The 18,200-nt window shown below is 36.4% G+C and carries 17 protein-coding genes, 1 pseudogene and 1 riboswitch; of the genes and pseudogenes, 9 read left to right on the top strand and 9 right to left on the bottom strand.

Annotated features, from left to right (window positions below; all coding sequences use genetic code 11):
* The first annotated feature begins 119 nt into the window (after positions 1–119).
* Positions 120–995, top strand: coding sequence for a helix-turn-helix domain-containing protein (locus DPX34_RS03755; RefSeq protein ID WP_111977241.1), 876 nt, complete (start codon positions 120–122; stop codon positions 993–995).
* A 56-nt stretch (positions 996–1,051) separates the two neighbouring features.
* Here the strand turns inward: DPX34_RS03755 and DPX34_RS03750 are convergent, their stop codons facing one another.
* From DPX34_RS03750 to DPX34_RS03740, 3 genes are all read right to left on the bottom strand, one after another.
* On the bottom strand, positions 1,052–2,170 hold the full coding sequence (locus DPX34_RS03750; protein WP_111977082.1) for an MltA domain-containing protein: 1,119 nt from the start codon (positions 2,168–2,170) through the stop codon (positions 1,052–1,054).
* A gap of 123 nt (positions 2,171–2,293) precedes the next feature.
* Positions 2,294–2,707 (bottom strand): SulA-like leucine-rich domain-containing protein, encoded by a 414-nt coding sequence (locus DPX34_RS03745; protein ID WP_111977081.1) that lies wholly within the window; start codon positions 2,705–2,707, stop codon positions 2,294–2,296.
* 198 nt (positions 2,708–2,905) lie between these two features.
* A complete protein-coding gene (locus DPX34_RS03740) occupies positions 2,906–3,589 on the bottom strand; it encodes a tetratricopeptide repeat protein (protein ID WP_111977080.1) in 684 nt (227 codons plus the stop codon).
* Between the two features lie 358 nt (positions 3,590–3,947).
* Positions 3,948–4,124, top strand: a riboswitch (Lysine riboswitch).
* A gap of 84 nt (positions 4,125–4,208) precedes the next feature.
* Here DPX34_RS03740 and lysC point away from each other — a divergent pair.
* The gene (gene lysC, locus DPX34_RS03735; protein WP_111977079.1) at positions 4,209–5,552 is read left to right on the top strand and encodes a lysine-sensitive aspartokinase 3; all 1,344 of its coding nucleotides are present in this window, start codon (positions 4,209–4,211) and stop codon (positions 5,550–5,552) included.
* A gap of 114 nt (positions 5,553–5,666) precedes the next feature.
* On the opposite strand, the gene DPX34_RS03730 is transcribed toward lysC, so the two are convergent.
* Positions 5,667–6,119: an Hsp20 family protein gene (locus tag DPX34_RS03730; protein ID WP_111977078.1), complete on the bottom strand. Its 453-nt coding sequence runs from the start codon at positions 6,117–6,119 to the stop codon at positions 5,667–5,669.
* Between the two features lie 337 nt (positions 6,120–6,456).
* Between DPX34_RS03730 and DPX34_RS03725 the strand changes: the two genes are divergently transcribed.
* Both DPX34_RS03725 and DPX34_RS03720 read left to right on the top strand, forming a co-directional pair.
* Positions 6,457–7,233 (top strand): IclR family transcriptional regulator, encoded by a 777-nt coding sequence (locus tag DPX34_RS03725; protein WP_111977077.1) that lies wholly within the window; start codon positions 6,457–6,459, stop codon positions 7,231–7,233.
* Between the two features lie 102 nt (positions 7,234–7,335).
* Positions 7,336–7,425: pseudogene (locus tag DPX34_RS03720) on the top strand (mannose-1-phosphate guanyltransferase); the annotation flags it as partial.
* 25 nt (positions 7,426–7,450) lie between these two features.
* On the opposite strand, the gene DPX34_RS03715 reads toward DPX34_RS03720, so the two are convergent.
* From DPX34_RS03715 to DPX34_RS03705, 3 genes are all read right to left on the bottom strand, one after another.
* Complete coding sequence (locus DPX34_RS03715) at positions 7,451–7,873, bottom strand: 3-phosphoshikimate 1-carboxyvinyltransferase (protein ID WP_111977076.1); 423 nt, start codon at positions 7,871–7,873, stop codon at positions 7,451–7,453.
* A gap of 56 nt (positions 7,874–7,929) precedes the next feature.
* Positions 7,930–9,105, bottom strand: a complete 1,176-nt coding sequence (locus DPX34_RS03710) for a chorismate mutase (protein WP_198673615.1) — start codon at positions 9,103–9,105, stop codon at positions 7,930–7,932.
* Between the two features lie 180 nt (positions 9,106–9,285).
* Positions 9,286–11,034, bottom strand: a complete 1,749-nt coding sequence (locus DPX34_RS03705) for a M61 family metallopeptidase (RefSeq protein ID WP_111977074.1) — start codon at positions 11,032–11,034, stop codon at positions 9,286–9,288.
* A gap of 76 nt (positions 11,035–11,110) precedes the next feature.
* Here DPX34_RS03705 and DPX34_RS03700 point away from each other — a divergent pair, with 76 nt between their 5' ends.
* Complete coding sequence (locus tag DPX34_RS03700) at positions 11,111–11,593, top strand: Mpo1 family 2-hydroxy fatty acid dioxygenase (RefSeq protein ID WP_111977073.1); 483 nt, start codon at positions 11,111–11,113, stop codon at positions 11,591–11,593.
* A gap of 122 nt (positions 11,594–11,715) precedes the next feature.
* Here the strand turns inward: DPX34_RS03700 and asnS are convergent, their stop codons facing one another.
* A complete protein-coding gene (asnS, locus tag DPX34_RS03695) occupies positions 11,716–13,110 on the bottom strand; it encodes an asparagine--tRNA ligase (protein ID WP_111977072.1) in 1,395 nt (464 codons plus the stop codon).
* 55 nt (positions 13,111–13,165) lie between these two features.
* Here asnS and DPX34_RS03690 point away from each other — a divergent pair, with 55 nt between their 5' ends.
* Entirely contained in the window at positions 13,166–13,600 is a 435-nt protein-coding gene (locus DPX34_RS03690; RefSeq protein ID WP_111977071.1) for a hypothetical protein, read from the top strand.
* A gap of 62 nt (positions 13,601–13,662) precedes the next feature.
* Here the strand turns inward: DPX34_RS03690 and bioA are convergent, their stop codons facing one another.
* Positions 13,663–14,931: an adenosylmethionine--8-amino-7-oxononanoate transaminase gene (bioA, locus tag DPX34_RS03685; RefSeq protein WP_111977070.1), complete on the bottom strand. Its 1,269-nt coding sequence runs from the start codon at positions 14,929–14,931 to the stop codon at positions 13,663–13,665.
* A gap of 114 nt (positions 14,932–15,045) precedes the next feature.
* On the opposite strand from bioA, the gene bioB reads away from it, so the two are divergent.
* The 3 genes from bioB to bioC are packed head-to-tail and all read left to right on the top strand — an operon-like array spanning position 15,046 to position 18,058.
* On the top strand, positions 15,046–16,086 hold the full coding sequence (gene bioB / locus DPX34_RS03680) for a biotin synthase BioB (protein ID WP_111977069.1): 1,041 nt from the start codon (positions 15,046–15,048) through the stop codon (positions 16,084–16,086).
* Positions 16,087–16,134: 48 nt separating this feature from the next.
* Entirely contained in the window at positions 16,135–17,295 is a 1,161-nt protein-coding gene (gene bioF / locus DPX34_RS03675; RefSeq protein ID WP_111977068.1) for an 8-amino-7-oxononanoate synthase, read from the top strand.
* Positions 17,285–18,058, top strand: a complete 774-nt coding sequence (gene bioC / locus DPX34_RS03670; protein ID WP_111977067.1) for a malonyl-ACP O-methyltransferase BioC — start codon at positions 17,285–17,287, stop codon at positions 18,056–18,058. Before bioF ends, bioC begins: the two co-directional genes overlap by 11 nt.
* Positions 18,059–18,200: the final 142 nt, after the last annotated feature.

Here is an 18,200-nt window from a genome sequence, read left to right as displayed (position 1 = left end):
TATAGCAAACTATTTTTAATTTTAGTTTTAGTTATCACAAAGGTGTCAATTTAAGTAACTTGTATATATTTGAGTTATTATATAATGCTGTATGTCAATATAATGATAAAGGTTTGTTTATGATATTACCTGAAAAATTTGAAACAGGATCTGGCGGGTTCGTTTGGCAAAATATTTTGACTGATTCTATTTTATCGAGTCTGCGCCTGCATGTTTATTATGCATATTTTATGCAAACAAATGCTCAATGGTCGGGTAGCCAATTTGTTAATCATTACAATCGACTTTATTTCGTAACGGAAGGAGAAGCCGTCTTATGCTTTAAAGATCATGAATTAATCATGAAGCCGGGCTATTTGTATTTGATCCCGCCTTATAGCCTTAATTCTCATTATTGTGATAAAAAATTAAATTTTTATTGGATCCATTTTCATGCGTTAATTGAAGGTGATTTAGATCTATTTTCATTATTTGGTCAACCTCAAGCTTTAAAAGTGGATGATTTTTCACTGACTTGTGATGCCTTTGATAATATTGTCAAATCGGCAAATACTGAGACTTCTTTGATTAATTCGCCTACCGCTTTATTAGAGCGTAATATGAACTTAACCCATTTATTATTACCTTTTATTGATAAAATGATGTCAAATAATCAGGAAGCGCAACATTCAGGTTATTTACGATTTTTACCTATTTTGAAGTACATACAAAATCATTTACACGAGAATATTTTAATAAAGTCTCTGGCCGCTGAGCTCGATTTATCAATAGAGCATTTTTCTCGGTTATTTAAACAAGAACTCAATATTTCACCCAAGCGTTATATATTACAAAAGCGGATGGCATTGGCTAAACAATTATTATTATTAGATTCAATACCCGTTAGTGATGTGGCACAACGCACTGGGTTTGCAGATGTTTATCATTTTTCAAAAATTTTTAAGCAAGAAGTAGGGGTCGCCCCCAGTTACTACCGTAATCAATTTAAACGCTAAAATGATTAACCTTGTTGATCGTCGGACTATTATCCCCAGGTCACTTGGGCATAACTTTATTTAGCGATAACTAACCAGGCTTTGGCATAATCAGGTAAGTGTTTATTTGCCTGATGATAATCGGACCATCCTTGATAACTATCAACTAATAAATCGAGTTGGAATAAATTGTTATCGAAAGCGCCTCCTTGATCTGCTAACACACCCAAACGTGTTTCTTCTTGGTTATTAGTTTGATAACTAACCATGAATAGCTTACCTAGACCTAACTGTTTTACGTTACCTGCGAACGTAACATGAGGTTTTATTGCTATTTTATCGTGCAAATTTTCGCCGTAACCCATAATGCTAGGCACCTCTGAAAAATACCAATATCGTGCTTGTTCGCTTTTGCCTAAGCTATAATCATAAGCAATACCATTATTGCGGTGCACATTAAAATATCGTGTTTTACCGTCTACATTGAGAACTCCAGTGCCTTGTAATAAAACATCGTGTAGTGCTTCAGGGGTTATCCAAACGATGGGTTTGGCGACTTTTTGCTTATGCAAAATACCCGTCATGACTTGTTGGCGTGTATACTTAAATCGGTTTAATTTTTCTTTCTGAGTTTCGGCTTGCTGAAGACTTAATTGTTTTTCATCAAAGGGAATAGAGTAGAGCGCTTGCGAATAATGGTCGGTTTGAATGCGGCTACCGTCTAATAATTTAGTGTAGTATTTAGTTAAAAATATTTTATCCGGTGGGATATTATTTAATAATCTATTTTTAATTTTATTTGTGCTTTTTACTGTAATTGCATTAGCCGTTAGTTTATCTGGGTACCAACGATAGAATGTGAAGTTGGCTTTAATAAATTCTGGGTTGTGCAATCGGCTTTGTCTTTTTGCTCTTACATCTTCTCGATAAACCTGACAAATAAACTGTAAGGTTTTTGTGACTTGTTTTAGTGTAATTTCATGACTAAAGACACTGCCCGCATGTACTGCAAAATGGTCTGTTTTATTCTTCTGTAAATATTGTGCGGTATGACTCGCAACTTGACATAATTCACTACCTTTAAAGCCACTAAGGTATTTTATATCAGGTGCTTCTTTTTTAAAATATTGCGCAGAGCCTGTAAAACAAATAGAAAGACCACACAAAATAGCAAAACTGCGCTTTAATAAATTCATTGAGTTAATTTTATTTGATAATCCACTTAGGTCTTTATTTTAACGTTAAGTCGATCAATAAAGCTAAGTTATTTGAATTAAAAAATGATTGATGTTGTTAGATAAAATTAAGCCATTAATCAATTAGGCGACTAAGCGAGTTGGTTTTGAAAATGCATTTTCAGTTTTTATTAAAATACTCAGTGTGTTGCCTTGGATTGATGATTGCTGAATGGTTTGATGATCAAGGTTGGTTAAATGCTTCACCCAAGTCACCACGGTTGAACATTTATTATGACTTAATGCATTGCTGGCGGATTTTATGGCTTGTGCGTCTGATTTAGAATGCACAATTAACATACGGTCTAAATTAATTCCCGCCTTAATTAATTGAGCTTTAGCAGGAAGCGGATCAGGGGCAATCAAACAAAGCCATTTACCTGTTGTTTGCAAATGAGCTAAAGATTGCCAAAATCTTAATTCAAATTCAGCACTTTTATTATTAGTTGCAAAATATTGTTGGTTATTATTCGGGTGCATTGCAATATAAGTATTCATGATTAAATTCCACATAAGTCATAACGCTTGTTGGTATATACAGTATACTGTGTTTTTATACAGTTCAAGTGTTTGGTGGAAAAAAAATCACCAGATGGAGTAATTTTAAACGTTCATATAATTGTTCAGATAGGCTTTCATATTTAAGTTGATATATAACTTATTGTTAAATAAGGGTTTTAAGTTTATATTGACTGATTAGCAATTATCAAAAATAATTTCTTGTTTTTCGGCTGCCATTTTATTCGCCACGAATATTTCTTGAGTCGTTAGTAAGCGCTGTAGATTATCAAGCGCTGGTTTTGCCTCTTTGCATTGCCATAGTGAGGCGAGCTTTAACCAAACGTAACCATAGAAGGGACTTTGTGGTAAGCCTTGCCCTTTGCTATACATTAAACCTAAATATAACATGGCTTTATTATGCCCATTTAACGCTGATTTTCTAAAACACTTTGCTGCGAGTAAGTATTCATTGTTTTTTGCAAATTGTACGCCGTCTAAAAATTGTTTAATTTCGTTTTCTTGATGTTCCATGTTTGTATTATTTACAGGTTTAAAGTCGTCTAACGTCGCGAGTAATAAACCAATACTGGTGTTGAGAGTATCGAGTGTTTCAGTGATCGGACTTAGCTGATGTGCGATAGCGTTTATATTGGGACTTTCATCTTCATCCATTATGAATTCATAATCATCAGGTATTTCAATTTCGTCACCTGTTTTGACTTGTTCAATATTGTCTAAGTCTTCAATGGCTAAATCGATTTCATCTTCTTCATCCAGTTCGAATGCGGGTAAGTCCTTTAAGTCATCTAAAGTGGTTAGTTCATTTTCTAAATCTAAAGTCGGTTCTATCTCTGTGTCATGGGATTTGATAGATGTCATCTTGTGTAAACCCTTTTGTCTTAAATAAGGTACTTTATGTAATATGTTTCTATACCCAAGTCACTTGGGGATATAACTTATGTATGTTATCTGTTAATTAAGATAAAGCTTTAATTTTCATTAGTTTGTGCAGATCAAACAACATTATAAATTTAAGAATAGGATATTTTCACCCAAAAACCTATTCACCAAAAGCGGATGATTGATTTCGTCTGCTTATCTTAGGTTTTAATTTGCTAAAGCCTTTATATTTAAGTGATGGATTTATTTAATCCACTTGATCTTTTTTAATAGATGTTGTTTAATTCGCGCGCTTTTTGTTATGCGTTTATTTGATTCAACCATAAACGTTAACTGAAGCGCCGGAAGAGGTGCAGCATTTAGGTAGTAAACAGGAGAGGGCATAGCCTTGTAGATTGTTTATGAGGGAAATGCCTGCCGAGAAGGTAATTATCGTTATGCGTAATTATTCTTCGGTTGTTGGAGCTGAATCTTCGCAACTGTCACCGTGAACGGGTGGAGCGCTTTCGGGATTAGTCGAAGTTATTTATCTTTTCATAGCTATCTTTTCTACTAAACCCTGCGTTCTCTTGATTTTATTATCCTATTGGAATTTCAAGTGAATAAACTAACTGTTGCCAAATTTGGCGGAACCAGTGTTGCTGATTTCTCTGCAATGTCTCGATGCGCAGATATTATCTGTCATGATCAATCAATACGTGTTGTTGCTGTTTCAGCGCAATCTGGTATTACAAATATTCTAGTACGTTTAACGCAAGCTGATGTGTCAGACGCTGAGCGTTTAGATTTATTTAAACAAATTCGTGATAAAGAACAAGCGATATTATCGGATTTAAATAACCCTGAATCGATTCAAGTTGCGCTTGAGCATTTACTCGTTTCGTTAGAAAAAACGGCAAACGAAGCGGATATTGCAACCTCAGAGCGCCTTAAAGATCGTTTACTTTCTTTTGGTGAGCAGATGTCATCATTAATGTTTGCTGAAGTGTTAAGGCAGCGTGATGTACATGCCGTTAATTTTGATATTCGTCAAATAATGAAAACGGATAGTGCATTTGGTCACGCAGAGCCGAATATCGAATTAATAAAACAACAAGCACAAACGAGTATGATGCCTGAACTTGCCGGTTCAGTTGTGGTTACGCAAGGTTTTATAGGTTCTAATGATCAAGGTGAAACAACGACTTTGGGCCGTGGTGGCAGCGATTATAGTGCCGCGTTAATCGCTGAAGCTTTAGAAGCCGATGTTTTACAAATATGGACTGATGTTATTGGTATTTTTACAACGGATCCAAGATTGACCCAAGCTGCTCGTCCTATCCCTGAGATCAGTTTTGATGAAGCCGCTGAAATGGCGACATTTGGCGCTAAAATTTTACACCCTGCCACTTTAATTCCTGCAATGCGTCGCGACATACGCGTGTTTGTTGGTTCGAGCCGAGCACCAAACGAAGGCGGAACATGGGTGGTTAATAAAGCCAAAACTAAACCGGCTTATCGAGCGATTGCTTTACGTAAAGATCAAATTCTTTTAACGGTTAAAAGTCCGCAAATGTTGCATGCTACTGGCTTTTTAGCAAAAGTGTTTGGTATTTTAGCTGAGCATAAAATTAGTGTTGATCTGGTGACCACGTCTGAAATATCGATTGCCGTTACACTTGATAACCCAAGTAACACAACAACCAAAGCCATAAGTGATGCCGCTCTGACGGCATTGAAAGCGTTTTGTGATGTAAAAGTAGAAGACAATTTATCATTAGTTGCCGTTATCGGTAATCATTTAGAGTCTAGTTTACGCGAGAATCAATTATGGAAAGCGTTAGAGAAAGTTAATGTAAGAATGATTTGCCAAGGTGCAAGCCCACATAATTTATGTTTCTTGACACCAACAGCCGCAGCGCCTTCAGTCGTTGAACAACTACACAATGCTTTATTTGATTAATTTATATCTAAGTATTTGGGTATAAATTGAGAGCTAAAAGCGTATATACTTTTAGCTCTCAATGTTAGATGCCTTGGTTTTTTAGCAAGGCTTTTTGAAGCTTATTTATCGGGGTTATTTATCCGGGTTATCAATTAACGATTGTTTATTACTGTTTATGGCAATCGTTCTTGGTTTTAACGCTTCGGGTACTTCACGTTCTAAATTGATATGGAGCAAGCCATGTTCTAAATCGGCTCCAATCACCTTAACATGATCACCTAATTGGAATTTACGTTCAAAGCCTCGCTCTGAAATTCCTTTATATAAATATTGGCGCTCTTCTTGTGATTCGGGTTTAGAGCCAATAACAAGTAATGTGTTATTTTCGACTTTAATTTCGAGCTCTTCTTCAGCAAATCCCGCTATAGCCATCGAAACTTTATAATGATTCTCGTCAATAAGTTCAATGTTATAAGGAGGGTAGCCGGCGGACTTTTCACTTCGTGAAGCATTATCTAGTAATGAAGCTAAGTGATCAAAGCCAATGAATGAACGGTATAATGGAGTAAAATCTACGTTTCGCATAATCATATCCTCGTAAGCAATATGTAAAAAAAGAATGAATGCTTTCTGACATCAGACAAGCAGTTTAAAGACCTTGCTATCAAGCGCCTTCAATAAATAGATAGGGATAAGCTTGATTAATTTCAAGGGTTATTTTTGAAAAAAATTAAAAATTGTATTTGTGCACGAGTTTTTACTTGTAATTTATAAACGCTAAATTAGCGCATTTTATAATAGAAATTGACCTATACTGGCGATATACTGGATCAAATGATTTTTTGTATTTGAAACTCGGACACGGGAAAATAAAAATATTATGTGTTCGTTAAACACTTATGTATAAAAGGTAGAAACAATAATGGAAGATAAAGCGGCAAAAAAATATTCAGCGCCGGCGCTAGAAAAAGGTTTAGATATTCTTGAATTATTATCTAAAGATTCAGTTCCGTTGAGTACTTCAACTATTGCAGAGAAATTAGGCCGTTCTAACGCTGAAATTTATCGTATGATTTTAGTTTTAGAACAACGGGGTTTTATTGAGAAAGTTGAAGGACAGGATGGTTATCATGTTACGCGTAAATTATTACAGCTTGGTACTGAACATGAGCCAATTAAAGATATTTTAGAATACTCAATGCCAATTATGCGCACATTGGCTGAAAAAACGACGATGTCTTGTCATATCGCTGTTGAATCACAAGAGCAAATTGTTGTTATAGCGCGTGTAGAAACTCCAAGTAATATTTCTTATTCTGTGCGTGTCGGTTATCGCAAACCCATAGTGCACACCGCCTCTGGACGTATTCTTTTTGCCCATCAGCAACCAGATAAAAAAGAATCAATGATTAAGATGTTACAAAAGCATCATAGTGAGCAAGAGATTAATACGTTTTTAAGTGATTGTAAAAAAGTGGCTAAACAAGGCTATTTGCGTTCACCCAGTGCATTTGTTACAGGGGTCACTGATTTATCATTCCCTATTATCGATACAGATCAAGCAGTAGCAACGCTAACGATCCCGTATATTCAGCGTTTACCAGAAGAAATTAGTGTTGATGACGTATTAGCAGAATTAAAAACTGCCGCTGAAGAAATTTCAAAAGCATTAACTTATGGTGTCGTTAGAAAGTTATAGTGCTTTTTGCTTTTTATCGTTTTGTATAAAAGGATTAGTTTTGTGACTAATCCTTTTTTTATATGATAAATGCAGTAATGGAAAAAACTCAATTATGGTGATAAAGATATTTTATTAACCGAAATTCAATCAGGTTCCTACTTGAGTGAAGATGATATTGTTCGATTTGAAGATATTTATGGTCGAGTTTAAAGTGAAATTATATAAGCTTGGTTTTTTATTGCAAAATATTAGCTTTAAACCAATTCCAGATACCGAGTGAGTAACCCTCAAACAAATTGATCCCCAATGCTGATTTGATCAAATAAAGTACAAATAGACCTAGTAATGTGGATAGGGTAATGACGCCCGTTATCAAGCAGGCATTGATAATACGTGCAACGCGTTTTTCTTTATCTGTTAAGTCTCTTCTGTTGCGTCCAGCTAAAATAACATAATAATAGCGCCATTTATAAAACTTAACGGTACCGCGTAAATCGAGCGCATGCCGGCCCCATTCTCTTGCGCCGATTGCATTGCGGATATGAGCTAATTGTTCTTCATCAAAACGATCCGCTACTTCGTTAGGCATTCGTTCAAGCAAACGCTTGATCACCGGATCGTCTTTAACATATTGATGAATAATTTGTTTTTCTTCCATCTGAATTCCTTATCAACGGTTAATAACAAATTTTTGATTAAATGAGATAATCTATTTTAACGTTGGGGTTCATAACTACCGAGCAGGACTAAGTAATTGGTCATTCTTTGGTTAAATATATCACCTAGTGCTTGTTTAAAGCTATCGTCACTCACATTCGCGATCGCATCAATATAAAACATTTCTTCATTAGGTTTACCGTTTATTGGTCTTGATTCTAATTTACATAAATCAATTCCGTGTTCACTAAACGCTAATAAAGGCTTAACTAAAGCCCCCGGTTGCTGATTTACTGACATGATAAGCGAGGTTTTAGCAATAGATTGTTGTGGTACTAAAAGTTGTTCTTTTGAGATAACAATAAAACGGGTCTGGTTTGCTTCTTTTTGATTCGCAACGGTGTTAATTATTGTTTTTAAACCATAGTATTCAGCACCCTGTTCACTGCCAATAACGGCAACGGATGGGTCATTTAAATCGGCTGTTTTTTTCATGGCGGCTGACGTGCTACTCATCGCTTCAATATGCACATCTTCACTAAGCGTACTTAAAAATTCACTGCATTGGGCAATCGGTTGAAAATGTGCGTACAGCGTTTTTATTTGGTCTAGATTAATTTTGTCAGTGGCTAATATGCTGTGTTTGACTTCGATATATTGTTCACCAACAATATGTATTTCTTCGGCATATTTTTGTAATAAGTCGTATACTTCGGTGATACTACCTGATGAGGTGTTTTCTAGTGGTAATAAAGCATAATCAGCCGAACCTTGCTTAACCGCTTCAAATATGTTTTCAAATCCATTCAAGCCGAGTTCTTCAATGCCTTTATCAAAGCCTAATTGACGTTTGAAATAAGCATTAGCAGCAATATGGCTATACGAACCTTCACCACCTAAAAAAGCAACTTTGACTTTATTTTTATGTAGTTCAGGTTTGGAATTTTCAGCAATATACTTAAGTTGTAAGTCAACAGAATCTTCTACAATTGCGCGGTAAACTTGATTGATATAGTTTTCGTCAAGATTTAACGGTTGGCCTTTAGCAACTAAATTTTCCATTAATATTTGCTCGCGAGTTACATCACGAACAGGGCGCATGTCTTGTATTTTACTTTTAGCGACTTCTACACTGATTTCACGTCGTCTTGAAAGTAGGCGGAGTAAATCTTCATCTAATTGCGTTATTTCAATGCGTAACGCATTTAAATCGATTTTTTCATTGTTTGACATTTCAGATCCTAAGTTACAAGGCATGCTTATTTATTATTACTTTTGTTTTTAAAACATGAACCGTAGCATGATTTAATTAATGACAGGCATATTAAAAAATGGTGCTAGGGTGTCAAGTTTTACTGTGTTTTAAGGCATACTATTTATTTATACGGTATGCAATATACCGTGATATTGCATTTAAGGTAAAACAAGCCAATTAGTGGCTAGGGTTGGTTCAACGATATTTAATTTTACCTGATTTGTTTGTTCTGCATTTAGGGTTAAATTGACACTAAATAATTCATCTCTTCTGAATACATGCAGTTTAATTGTTTGATTAATATTTTGCTTTAGCTGTGAATTAAAATCATTGGGGCTAACTACCTTTAGATGATTCAACGCAAGTATTTCATCATTAGCGGATAAACCGGCTAACTGTGCAATAGAATCAGCTGCAACCGTTTGAATTATTAATTTGTCTGTTGTTTTCTTGAAGCTTAACCCCGTATTAATTACGCTTTTTTCAGTGTCTGGCGCTAAGGTTAAATTCACACCGAATTTACTCAAGTATTTATCAATGGGTAACTCGTTGGTACCTTCTACCCAGTCTTGAAATAACGATTCGATATTTAAACCGGTGATCACTTTTACTTTATCAATAATACTTAAATCGGTTGTACCTTGTTTGCCTTGATTAAAATCGTGCCAGTAGTCTTGCATGATCGTTTGCAAGCAGAATTGATTATTGGTATTCGCTTTAATATGCAAATCTAAGCAGAGTGCGATAAAAGCACCTTTGGTGTAATAACTAACGATTGCGTTGGTTGCATTTTCGTCTTGTTTATAAAATTTAGTCCAAGCATCAAAACTGGATTCTGCGGCAGACTGTATAAACCGACCTTGATTATTGAATAGACGCTGTAAAGCTTTCGCGAGGGTGGTTAAATATTGCTCTGCAGTGATTAATTTTGTAGCGTTTAACGAGAAATCATCAACATAAGAGGTTATTCCTTCATAAAACCATAACTGTTTAGTATAGGTTTCATTTGCTAAGTCCGGTGTAACAAAGGCAGCGGGCTTAATGCGTTTTACATTCCAAGTATGAAAATATTCATGGCTACATAAACTAAGAAAACCTTGGTATTTTTCAGAGAAAATTCCTTTGTCATCGGTTTTATGCGGTAATGAATCACGGCTACATAAAAGCGCGGTTGAGTTTAAGTGTTCAAGACCACCAAAGCCATCGCCAACAATATTTATTAAAAAATAATATTCTTCGATAGGATAGGGAGCAGAAAAATAGTCTAAATGATGTTGGCAAAGCGGCGTTAAGTCTTGAGCTATGCGTGCCATATCGGCATCGTGTTTACCTGAAATAACAATATGATGAGGAATATTTTTTACATAGAACGTTTCTGTGGTAAAAGCCGCCATCTCAAATGGGTAATCAATGAGCTCAAGATAATTGGGGGCTTTAAAAGTGCCAAAATCAAATGTATCGCCGGTTATACGGTTTAAACCTGTTGCTAATTGCCAGTCTGGGCAGGCTGTTGGTTTTATTATTTCGACTTGATGTTCACTTTCTGCAAATTCTTCAACTTTTATAAAACTACTTGTACCATTAAAAAAACCACGGAATTGATCCAGATAAGCCGTTCTAACCGAAGTATCAAAAGCATAAAAAGTATAAACCGCTTTATAACCTTGTTTATTGTTATGAACGAGCCACGTTTGCTTATCTATTTTTTCAAAGTTGATAGGCTGTTCTGCTAAATTGACAAAGCGAATAGAAACGATGTTTTTACAAAAATCTCGAACCATATAACTACCGGGGATCCAACTTGGTAATGACAGTTGGCTTTGAACCGATGCTGAGTTTTTTACGGTTAACGTTACATGGAATAAATGCGTATGCGGATCGGGAATAGTGACTTGATAATGAGGCATAAGATAAATTTATGATAATTGGCTGATTTATTTTAAACTAATCATACAGCTTTATCGTAATTTATTAAGAGGTGAGATGAAAACATTAGCTGATTTATTTAACCAATACAGTGTAAGCCATCAAAACCCGCTGAATAAGAAAATTCATATGTATGCTGTACCTGCCATATATATTTCATTTTTGGGTTTAATTAATAGCGTTGCGTTACCTTGGTCAATTGGGGGTCATCAATTAACGTTATTGTATCCAATCCTTTGTCTATTTTTGACTTGGTATTTTTACTACTCATTTATAATTGGCATTTATATGGGGGTCATAAGTTTTATTGGATTACTTGGCTTACATTTTTATACGGTGCTTCTTGGGCTTCCTGATGTTAATGCTGATGTACATCTTTGCGCAGGCGTATTTATGATTGCTTGGGTCGCTCAATTTTATGGACACAAGGTAGAGGGTCGTAAACCTTCATTTCTTGAAGATATTTTCTTTTTACTAGTGGGACCTGCTTGGGTAAGTGTTCCCGTGTTGAGTAAGCTTGGTATTAAAGTAAAGATGTAATAGGCGTTAAATAAATAAGGCAAACCCAATAGGTTTGCCTTATATGACTTTACTTATTTAGTATTTTTACTGATATAAGAACTCAAATAATTGTTGAGTACTTATATAAACACTAAATTTTTCTAGAATGACGCAGTCTTAGGTGCACGTGGGAATGGGATAACATCACGTACGTTTTGCATGCCAGTAACATAAGCCACCAAACGTTCAAAGCCTAAACCAAAACCACCGTGTGGTACCGTACCGTAACGACGTAAATCACGATACCAACTATAATCAGCAGGGTCTAAATCCATTTCTTTCATGCGCGCATCCAATACATCTAAGCGTTCTTCGCGTTGACTACCACCAATGATCTCACCAATGCCTGGCGCCAGTACATCCATCGCAGCAACTGTTTTACCATCTTCATTTAAGCGCATATAGAAGGCTTTAATGTCTTTCGGGTAATTTTGTAAAATGATTGGTGCACCTACATGCTCTTCAGCTAAATAACGCTCATGCTCAGATGATAAATCGACGCCCCATTCAACTGGGAACTCGAATTTTTTACCTGACTTTAGCAATATTTCAATGGCATCGGTGTAATCCATTCGTACAAATTCAGAGCTGACTAAGTTTTGTAAACGTTCAACCACACCTTTTTGTACACGTAGGTCGAAGAATGATAAATCATCCATGCGCTCTTCTAGTACCGCATTAAAGACATATTTAAGCATATCTTCTGATAATTGAGCTACATCGGCTAAATCAGCAAAAGCGATTTCAGGCTCGACCATCCAAAATTCAGCTAGATGACGTGATGTATTTGAATTCTCGGCTCGGAATGTAGGGCCAAATGTATAAATTTTAGAAAGTGCGCTACAGTATGTTTCGCCATTCAATTGACCTGAAACGGTTAAAAATGCTTCTTTACCAAAAAAGTCTTCATTGTAATCAACTTCACCGTCTTCAGTTCGTGGTAAATTATTCATGTCTAATGTGGATACACGAAACATTTCACCAGCACCTTCAGTATCAGATGCCGTTATAATCGGTGTTGCTACCCATACATAGCCGCGCTCGTGAAAAAAGCGGTGAATAGCTTGTGATAAACAATTACGGACACGTGCAACAGCTCCAAACATGTTAGTACGCGGGCGAAGGTGTGCGTGCTCTCGCATATATTCAATGCTATGACGTTTAGCCGCCATCGGATACGTATCCGGGTCTTCAACCCAACCTAATACTTCTACTGTATCCGCTTGGATTTCGAAGCTTTGACCTTTACCTTGCGATTCGACTAATTTACCGGTAACAACCACTGAACACGCAACGGTTAATTTAGTTATTTCATTATAATTATTAAGCGAATTATCAATAACTGATTGAATAGCATCAAAGCAAGAACCATCGTTAACATTTAAGAAAGCAAAATTGGGATTTGAACGAACAGTGCGTACCCAACCTTTAATGGTGATCGTTTCGCCAACTGGATATTTACCAGCTAATAAATCGCTAATTGCGCAATAAGTCATGAAGTTTTGCTCCAAACGGTCGATATATAATAAAATCAATAAAAAAGAAGCGCGTATGTTACAGGCTAATCCGACAGACTCAAGTGTTATCAGCCATTATCAGCAAAAATTGAGGTTGAAAAATAGAAATATGACTGACCGTCGTCAAGGTCCTGATTTTCGACTCAAGTTTATGAATATTTTGATGTTAGTGTCTTGGGTAGTTTTATTAACATCGTTAATCACTTTTGAATTTGCCAGACCTGAATTTATCCCGGGTTATGCAAAATATAAAGAGATGGAGTTAATGTTTCGCACGGAATGGGATTTGTATTTATCAAATATACTTTTTCTTGAATTAATGATTTGTTGTTTTGTCAGTTTGACAGCCATTGGCATCAATCAAACACGCTTAAAAAGGGCTACTGATCACCGTCGATTTAATCAAATATTGGCTTTTATTGTGAGTATTACGGCCTGTGTTTATATTTGGCTTGAAGTTTTAGTATAACTAAAATAGGAATGAAGCATTTAAATAAATTAATCATGCCTATTTTTATAATTAACGCTTATTTATAAATAAGCGTTAATGGCCTCACACAAGGTTTTTATTTGTTGGTTTGTAATAATATAAGGCGGCATTAAATAAACAAGTTTGCCAAAAGGTCGGATCCAAACGCCTTTAGCCACAAAAAAAGCCTGAATTTCTGCTGCATTAACTGCCTCATGCAATTCAACGACCCCAATAGCCCCTAAAATGCGCACATCTTTTACTTTTTCATGACGACTTAATGGTAATAATTGCTGGCTCAATTGTTCGCTAATACGGTTTATATTGGCTTGCCAATCATCGTTTAATAATAAATCAATAGAAGCATTAGCGGCTGCACAGGCAAGTGGATTGCCCATATATGTTGGGCCATGCATAAAGACGCCCGCTGCTCCATCACAAATACCATTCGCTATTTTTTGTGTGGTTAAGGTCGCGGCTAAGGTTAAATTACCCCCGGTTAACGTTTTGCCTAAACACATTATATCAGGCGCAATATCTGCCCATTCACAAGCGAATAATTTACCGGTTCGACCAAAGCCTGTCGCTATTTCATCGGCAATGAGTAATACATTATATTGATCACACAATATTCTGGCTTGTTTTAAATAATTAGGGTGATAAAAGTTCATCCCACCTGTACCTTGCACGATAGGCTCTAAAATTAAAGCGGCAATGGTTTGATGATTCTGTTTTAAAGTGAACTCTAAATGATTGATCGCCTCGTGATGCCATTCATCATTTATACTGGGAGCCGGTTTTGTTACAAATAACTGTTGTTGCATGGCATCTTGAAATAAAGAATGCATACCAGTAATTGGATCACAAACTGACATCGCCGCAAAGGTATCACCGTGATAGCCATTACGAGGTGATACAATTTTAACTTTCTGGTTTAAGCCTTGGCTGTGCCAATATTGCACAGCCATTTTCATGGCTACTTCTACGGCAACAGAACCAGAATCAGATAAAAACACTTTATCTAATGAAATCGGTGTTATGTTTACTAACTTTTTGCATAACTCGATTGCGGGCTCATGAGTTAATCCACCAAACATGATGTGACTCATTTTATCTATTTGATCTTTCATTGCTTGGTTGATCACTGGGTGGTTATAACCATGCATTGCAGCCCACCATGAAGACATACCATCAACTAAAACTTGGCCATTATCGAGAAGTATTTCGCAGCCTTTAGCACTGGATACCCCATAAACGGGTAATGGGTTAGTTAACGATGTGTAAGGGTGCCAAATATGTTCGCGATCAAATTGATAGTCAATATTGCTCATTATATAACCTGTAGTAAACTTAAAGCTGTATTTTAGTTGACAGTGTACGAGTTAACTTTAAACTGTCCAGAAAATTCACTTCTACATTATATCGAGTAACAAGGGTTAACAACTATGGCAACGGCAATTAGACATGATTGGTCTTTAGAAGAAGTAAATGCGTTATTTGCTTTACCTTTTAATGATTTACTATTTAAAGCACAGTGTGTTCACCGTGAAAACTTCAATCCAAATGAAGTTCAAGTTTCAACCTTGTTATCGATCAAAACCGGTGCTTGCCCTGAAGACTGTAAATATTGTCCACAAAGTGCGCGTTATGACACCGATCTTGAAAAAGAAAAATTAATGGAAGTTGACGCTGTACTTGAGAAAGCTCAAATGGCGAAGAAAAACGGTTCATCTCGTTTTTGTATGGGTGCAGCTTGGCGTAACCCTAAAGATCGTGACATGCCGTATATTTTAAAAATGGTTGAAGGCGTTAAAGAATTAGGCCTTGAATCTTGTATGACTCTTGGTATGTTAACGCGTGAACAAGCTTATGTTTTAAAAGAAGCGGGTCTCGATTATTACAATCACAACCTTGATACATCACCTGAATTTTATGGCGAAATTATCACGACACGAACTTATGAAGATCGTATGCAAACATTACAAAATGTGCGTGATTCAGGCATGAAAGTGTGTTCGGGTGGTATTTTAGGGATGGGTGAATCATCTAATGACCGCTCTGGATTATTGATTCAACTGGCTAATTTAGAAGAGCATCCAGATAGCGTGCCTATTAATATGTTAGTTAAAGTGGATGGTACCCCTTTATCTGAGCTTGAAGAGTTTGACCATTTTGAGTTTGTCAGAAATATTGCGGTAGCGCGAATTATGATGCCTAAATCATACGTACGTTTATCAGCCGGTCGAACTGAAATGAATGAGCAGATGCAAGCAATGTGTTTTATGGCAGGTGCTAATTCTATTTTTTACGGTGAAAAATTGTTAACCACTGAGAACCCAGAAGAAAATACGGATTTAGCGTTATTTGCTAAATTAGGTATTAATTCAGAACATCAAGTCGGCTACTCAGATGAAATAACCGAAGCTGCGCTAATGGAAGCGGTTGCAGAAAGTAAAGAACCTGCTTTATTTTACGAAGCTTCGTAAAATACTCATTTTATAAAAAGCTAGCTCCAAAGAGCTAGCTTTATTTTTATGTATACTTCAAATTTTAGTCACCGATTATCGAGTGAACTGCAGAATCGTAAAACCCGATCACTCTATCGCCAGCGCTATAGCTCGATCCCGAATGGTCGAACCATCACGATCGAAGGCAAAACGTATCTTAATTTTTCTGGCAATGATTATTTAGGTTTAAGCCGCCACCCAGATGTACAAGATGCTTATAGTCATGGGGTCGATTCATTAGGTTGTGGCAGTACCGGATCGGCTTTAATTAATGGTTACCACCCTATTCATGATACGCTCGAAAATAAATTAGCGGAGTGGTTAGGCTTCGAAAGCACACTGCTATTTTCTACCGGGTTTTCTGCTAACAGTTCATTACTAAAAACATTGTTTGGCAAAGATGATTTGATTGTACAAGATAAGTTAAACCATGCTTCGTTAATTGATGGTGGTTTAATGTCTGATGCACGGAGTATTCGTTTTAATCATAACGACATGTCACACCTTCAATTACGCTTAAATAATTCAGCTCGCAATAAAATAATCGTGAGTGAAGGTGTATTTAGCATGGACGGTGATCAAGCACATATTCAACAAATTAATCAAATCGCTGAGCAAGAAAACGCATTGTTTATGCTTGATGATGCGCACGGTATCGGGGTTTTTGGCAAAGAAGGACAGGGCACTTGGCAAGCAAGCCAATGCAAGCCTGATATATTAATGGCGACCTTTGGTAAAGCATTTGGTTTGTCTGGCGCGTTTATCGCGGCAAAACGCGAAGTGATTGACTATCTTGTACAGTTTTCTCGCAGCTATGTTTATAGTACTGCGATGAGCCCAGCACAGGCAAATGCGATCAGTAAAACCATCGATATTATAAAAAAAGCTGATTGGCGTCGTGATAAATTGCAACAAAGTATTGCACAATTTCGTAACGCATTTAAAGATACCAATATACAGTTACTTGATTCAGATTCAGCGATCCAACCTATTATTGTAGGCAGTGCAGATCATGCACTTGCCTATGCAAAAAAATTACGAGAAAACGGTATTTGGTTAACGGCTATTCGACCGCCAACGGTAGCTGAAAATAGCAGTCGTTTGCGAATAACGCTGACGACAGAACATACCGCAGAAGATATAACATTTTTAACCAGCTTGATTAAAAAGGTCTTTAATGACACCTAGTTTACTTCTTCAAGAAAAAAAACAAATTGCTGATTCTTTTAGTCATGCCGCCGAGCAATATGATCAGGTCGCACGGTTGCAAAAAAAAGTCGCCCAGCAGGTTTGTTCTGAATTTGGGACGGTTTCAACTGACCATCAAATCTTAGATCTTGGCTGTGGTACAGCTGATATTTATAGTTACTTTGCTACAAAGCCAAACTATACCGGGCTAGATATATCGTCTGGCATGTTAGCTAAGGCAGAAAATAAATTTGGATCGCATATTTCTCTTGTTAAAGGTGATGCTGAATTATTACCTTTTGCCAATGCGCAGTTTGATCATATCGTGTCTAGCTTAGCGTTGCAGTGGTGCGATTTATCAAAAGTACTAGCCGAAGCTTATCGCGTATTAAAACCTGGCGGTCAGCTGGTTTTTAGTACGCTATTAGATGGAACATTAGAAGAGCTGAATAGTGCTTGGCGTAAAGTTGATGTTAATCGACATATAAATCAATTTATGACATCGACTGAACTAATGGAATACCTAGACATTAATTTGTGGCATAACGTTAGTGTTCAAAACGACACAATAGCACTTGATTATCCAAATGTGTTAAGTGTAATGCGTGAATTAAAAGGCATTGGGGCTAATCATGTTATTGGTCGCGATAAAGCAGCATCGCTTACCAAGCAAAAATTAAAAGCGCTCGAATTACATTACCCCGCTAAGCATGATCTTAAATATGTGACATGGCAAGTCGCTTATATAACGCTAACAAAATAATTAGGTATATACTTAAAGTAAGTGAATAATTTGTACTTGATAGATTAAGTTGACTACAAATTATAAAGACCATTTTAATTCGCATTTCACGCTCTCTTCAGGCTAAAAATGCTGAATTACGCTATTCTACCCTTCCTAAATA

Origin of the sequence: Algibacillus agarilyticus (assembly GCF_003286125.1) — a bacterium.
GTDB lineage: Bacteria > Pseudomonadota > Gammaproteobacteria > Enterobacterales > Alteromonadaceae > Algibacillus > Algibacillus agarilyticus.
The sequence above is the reverse complement of the archived record's forward strand: the minus strand, read 5'-3'. Positions and strand labels throughout refer to the sequence as shown.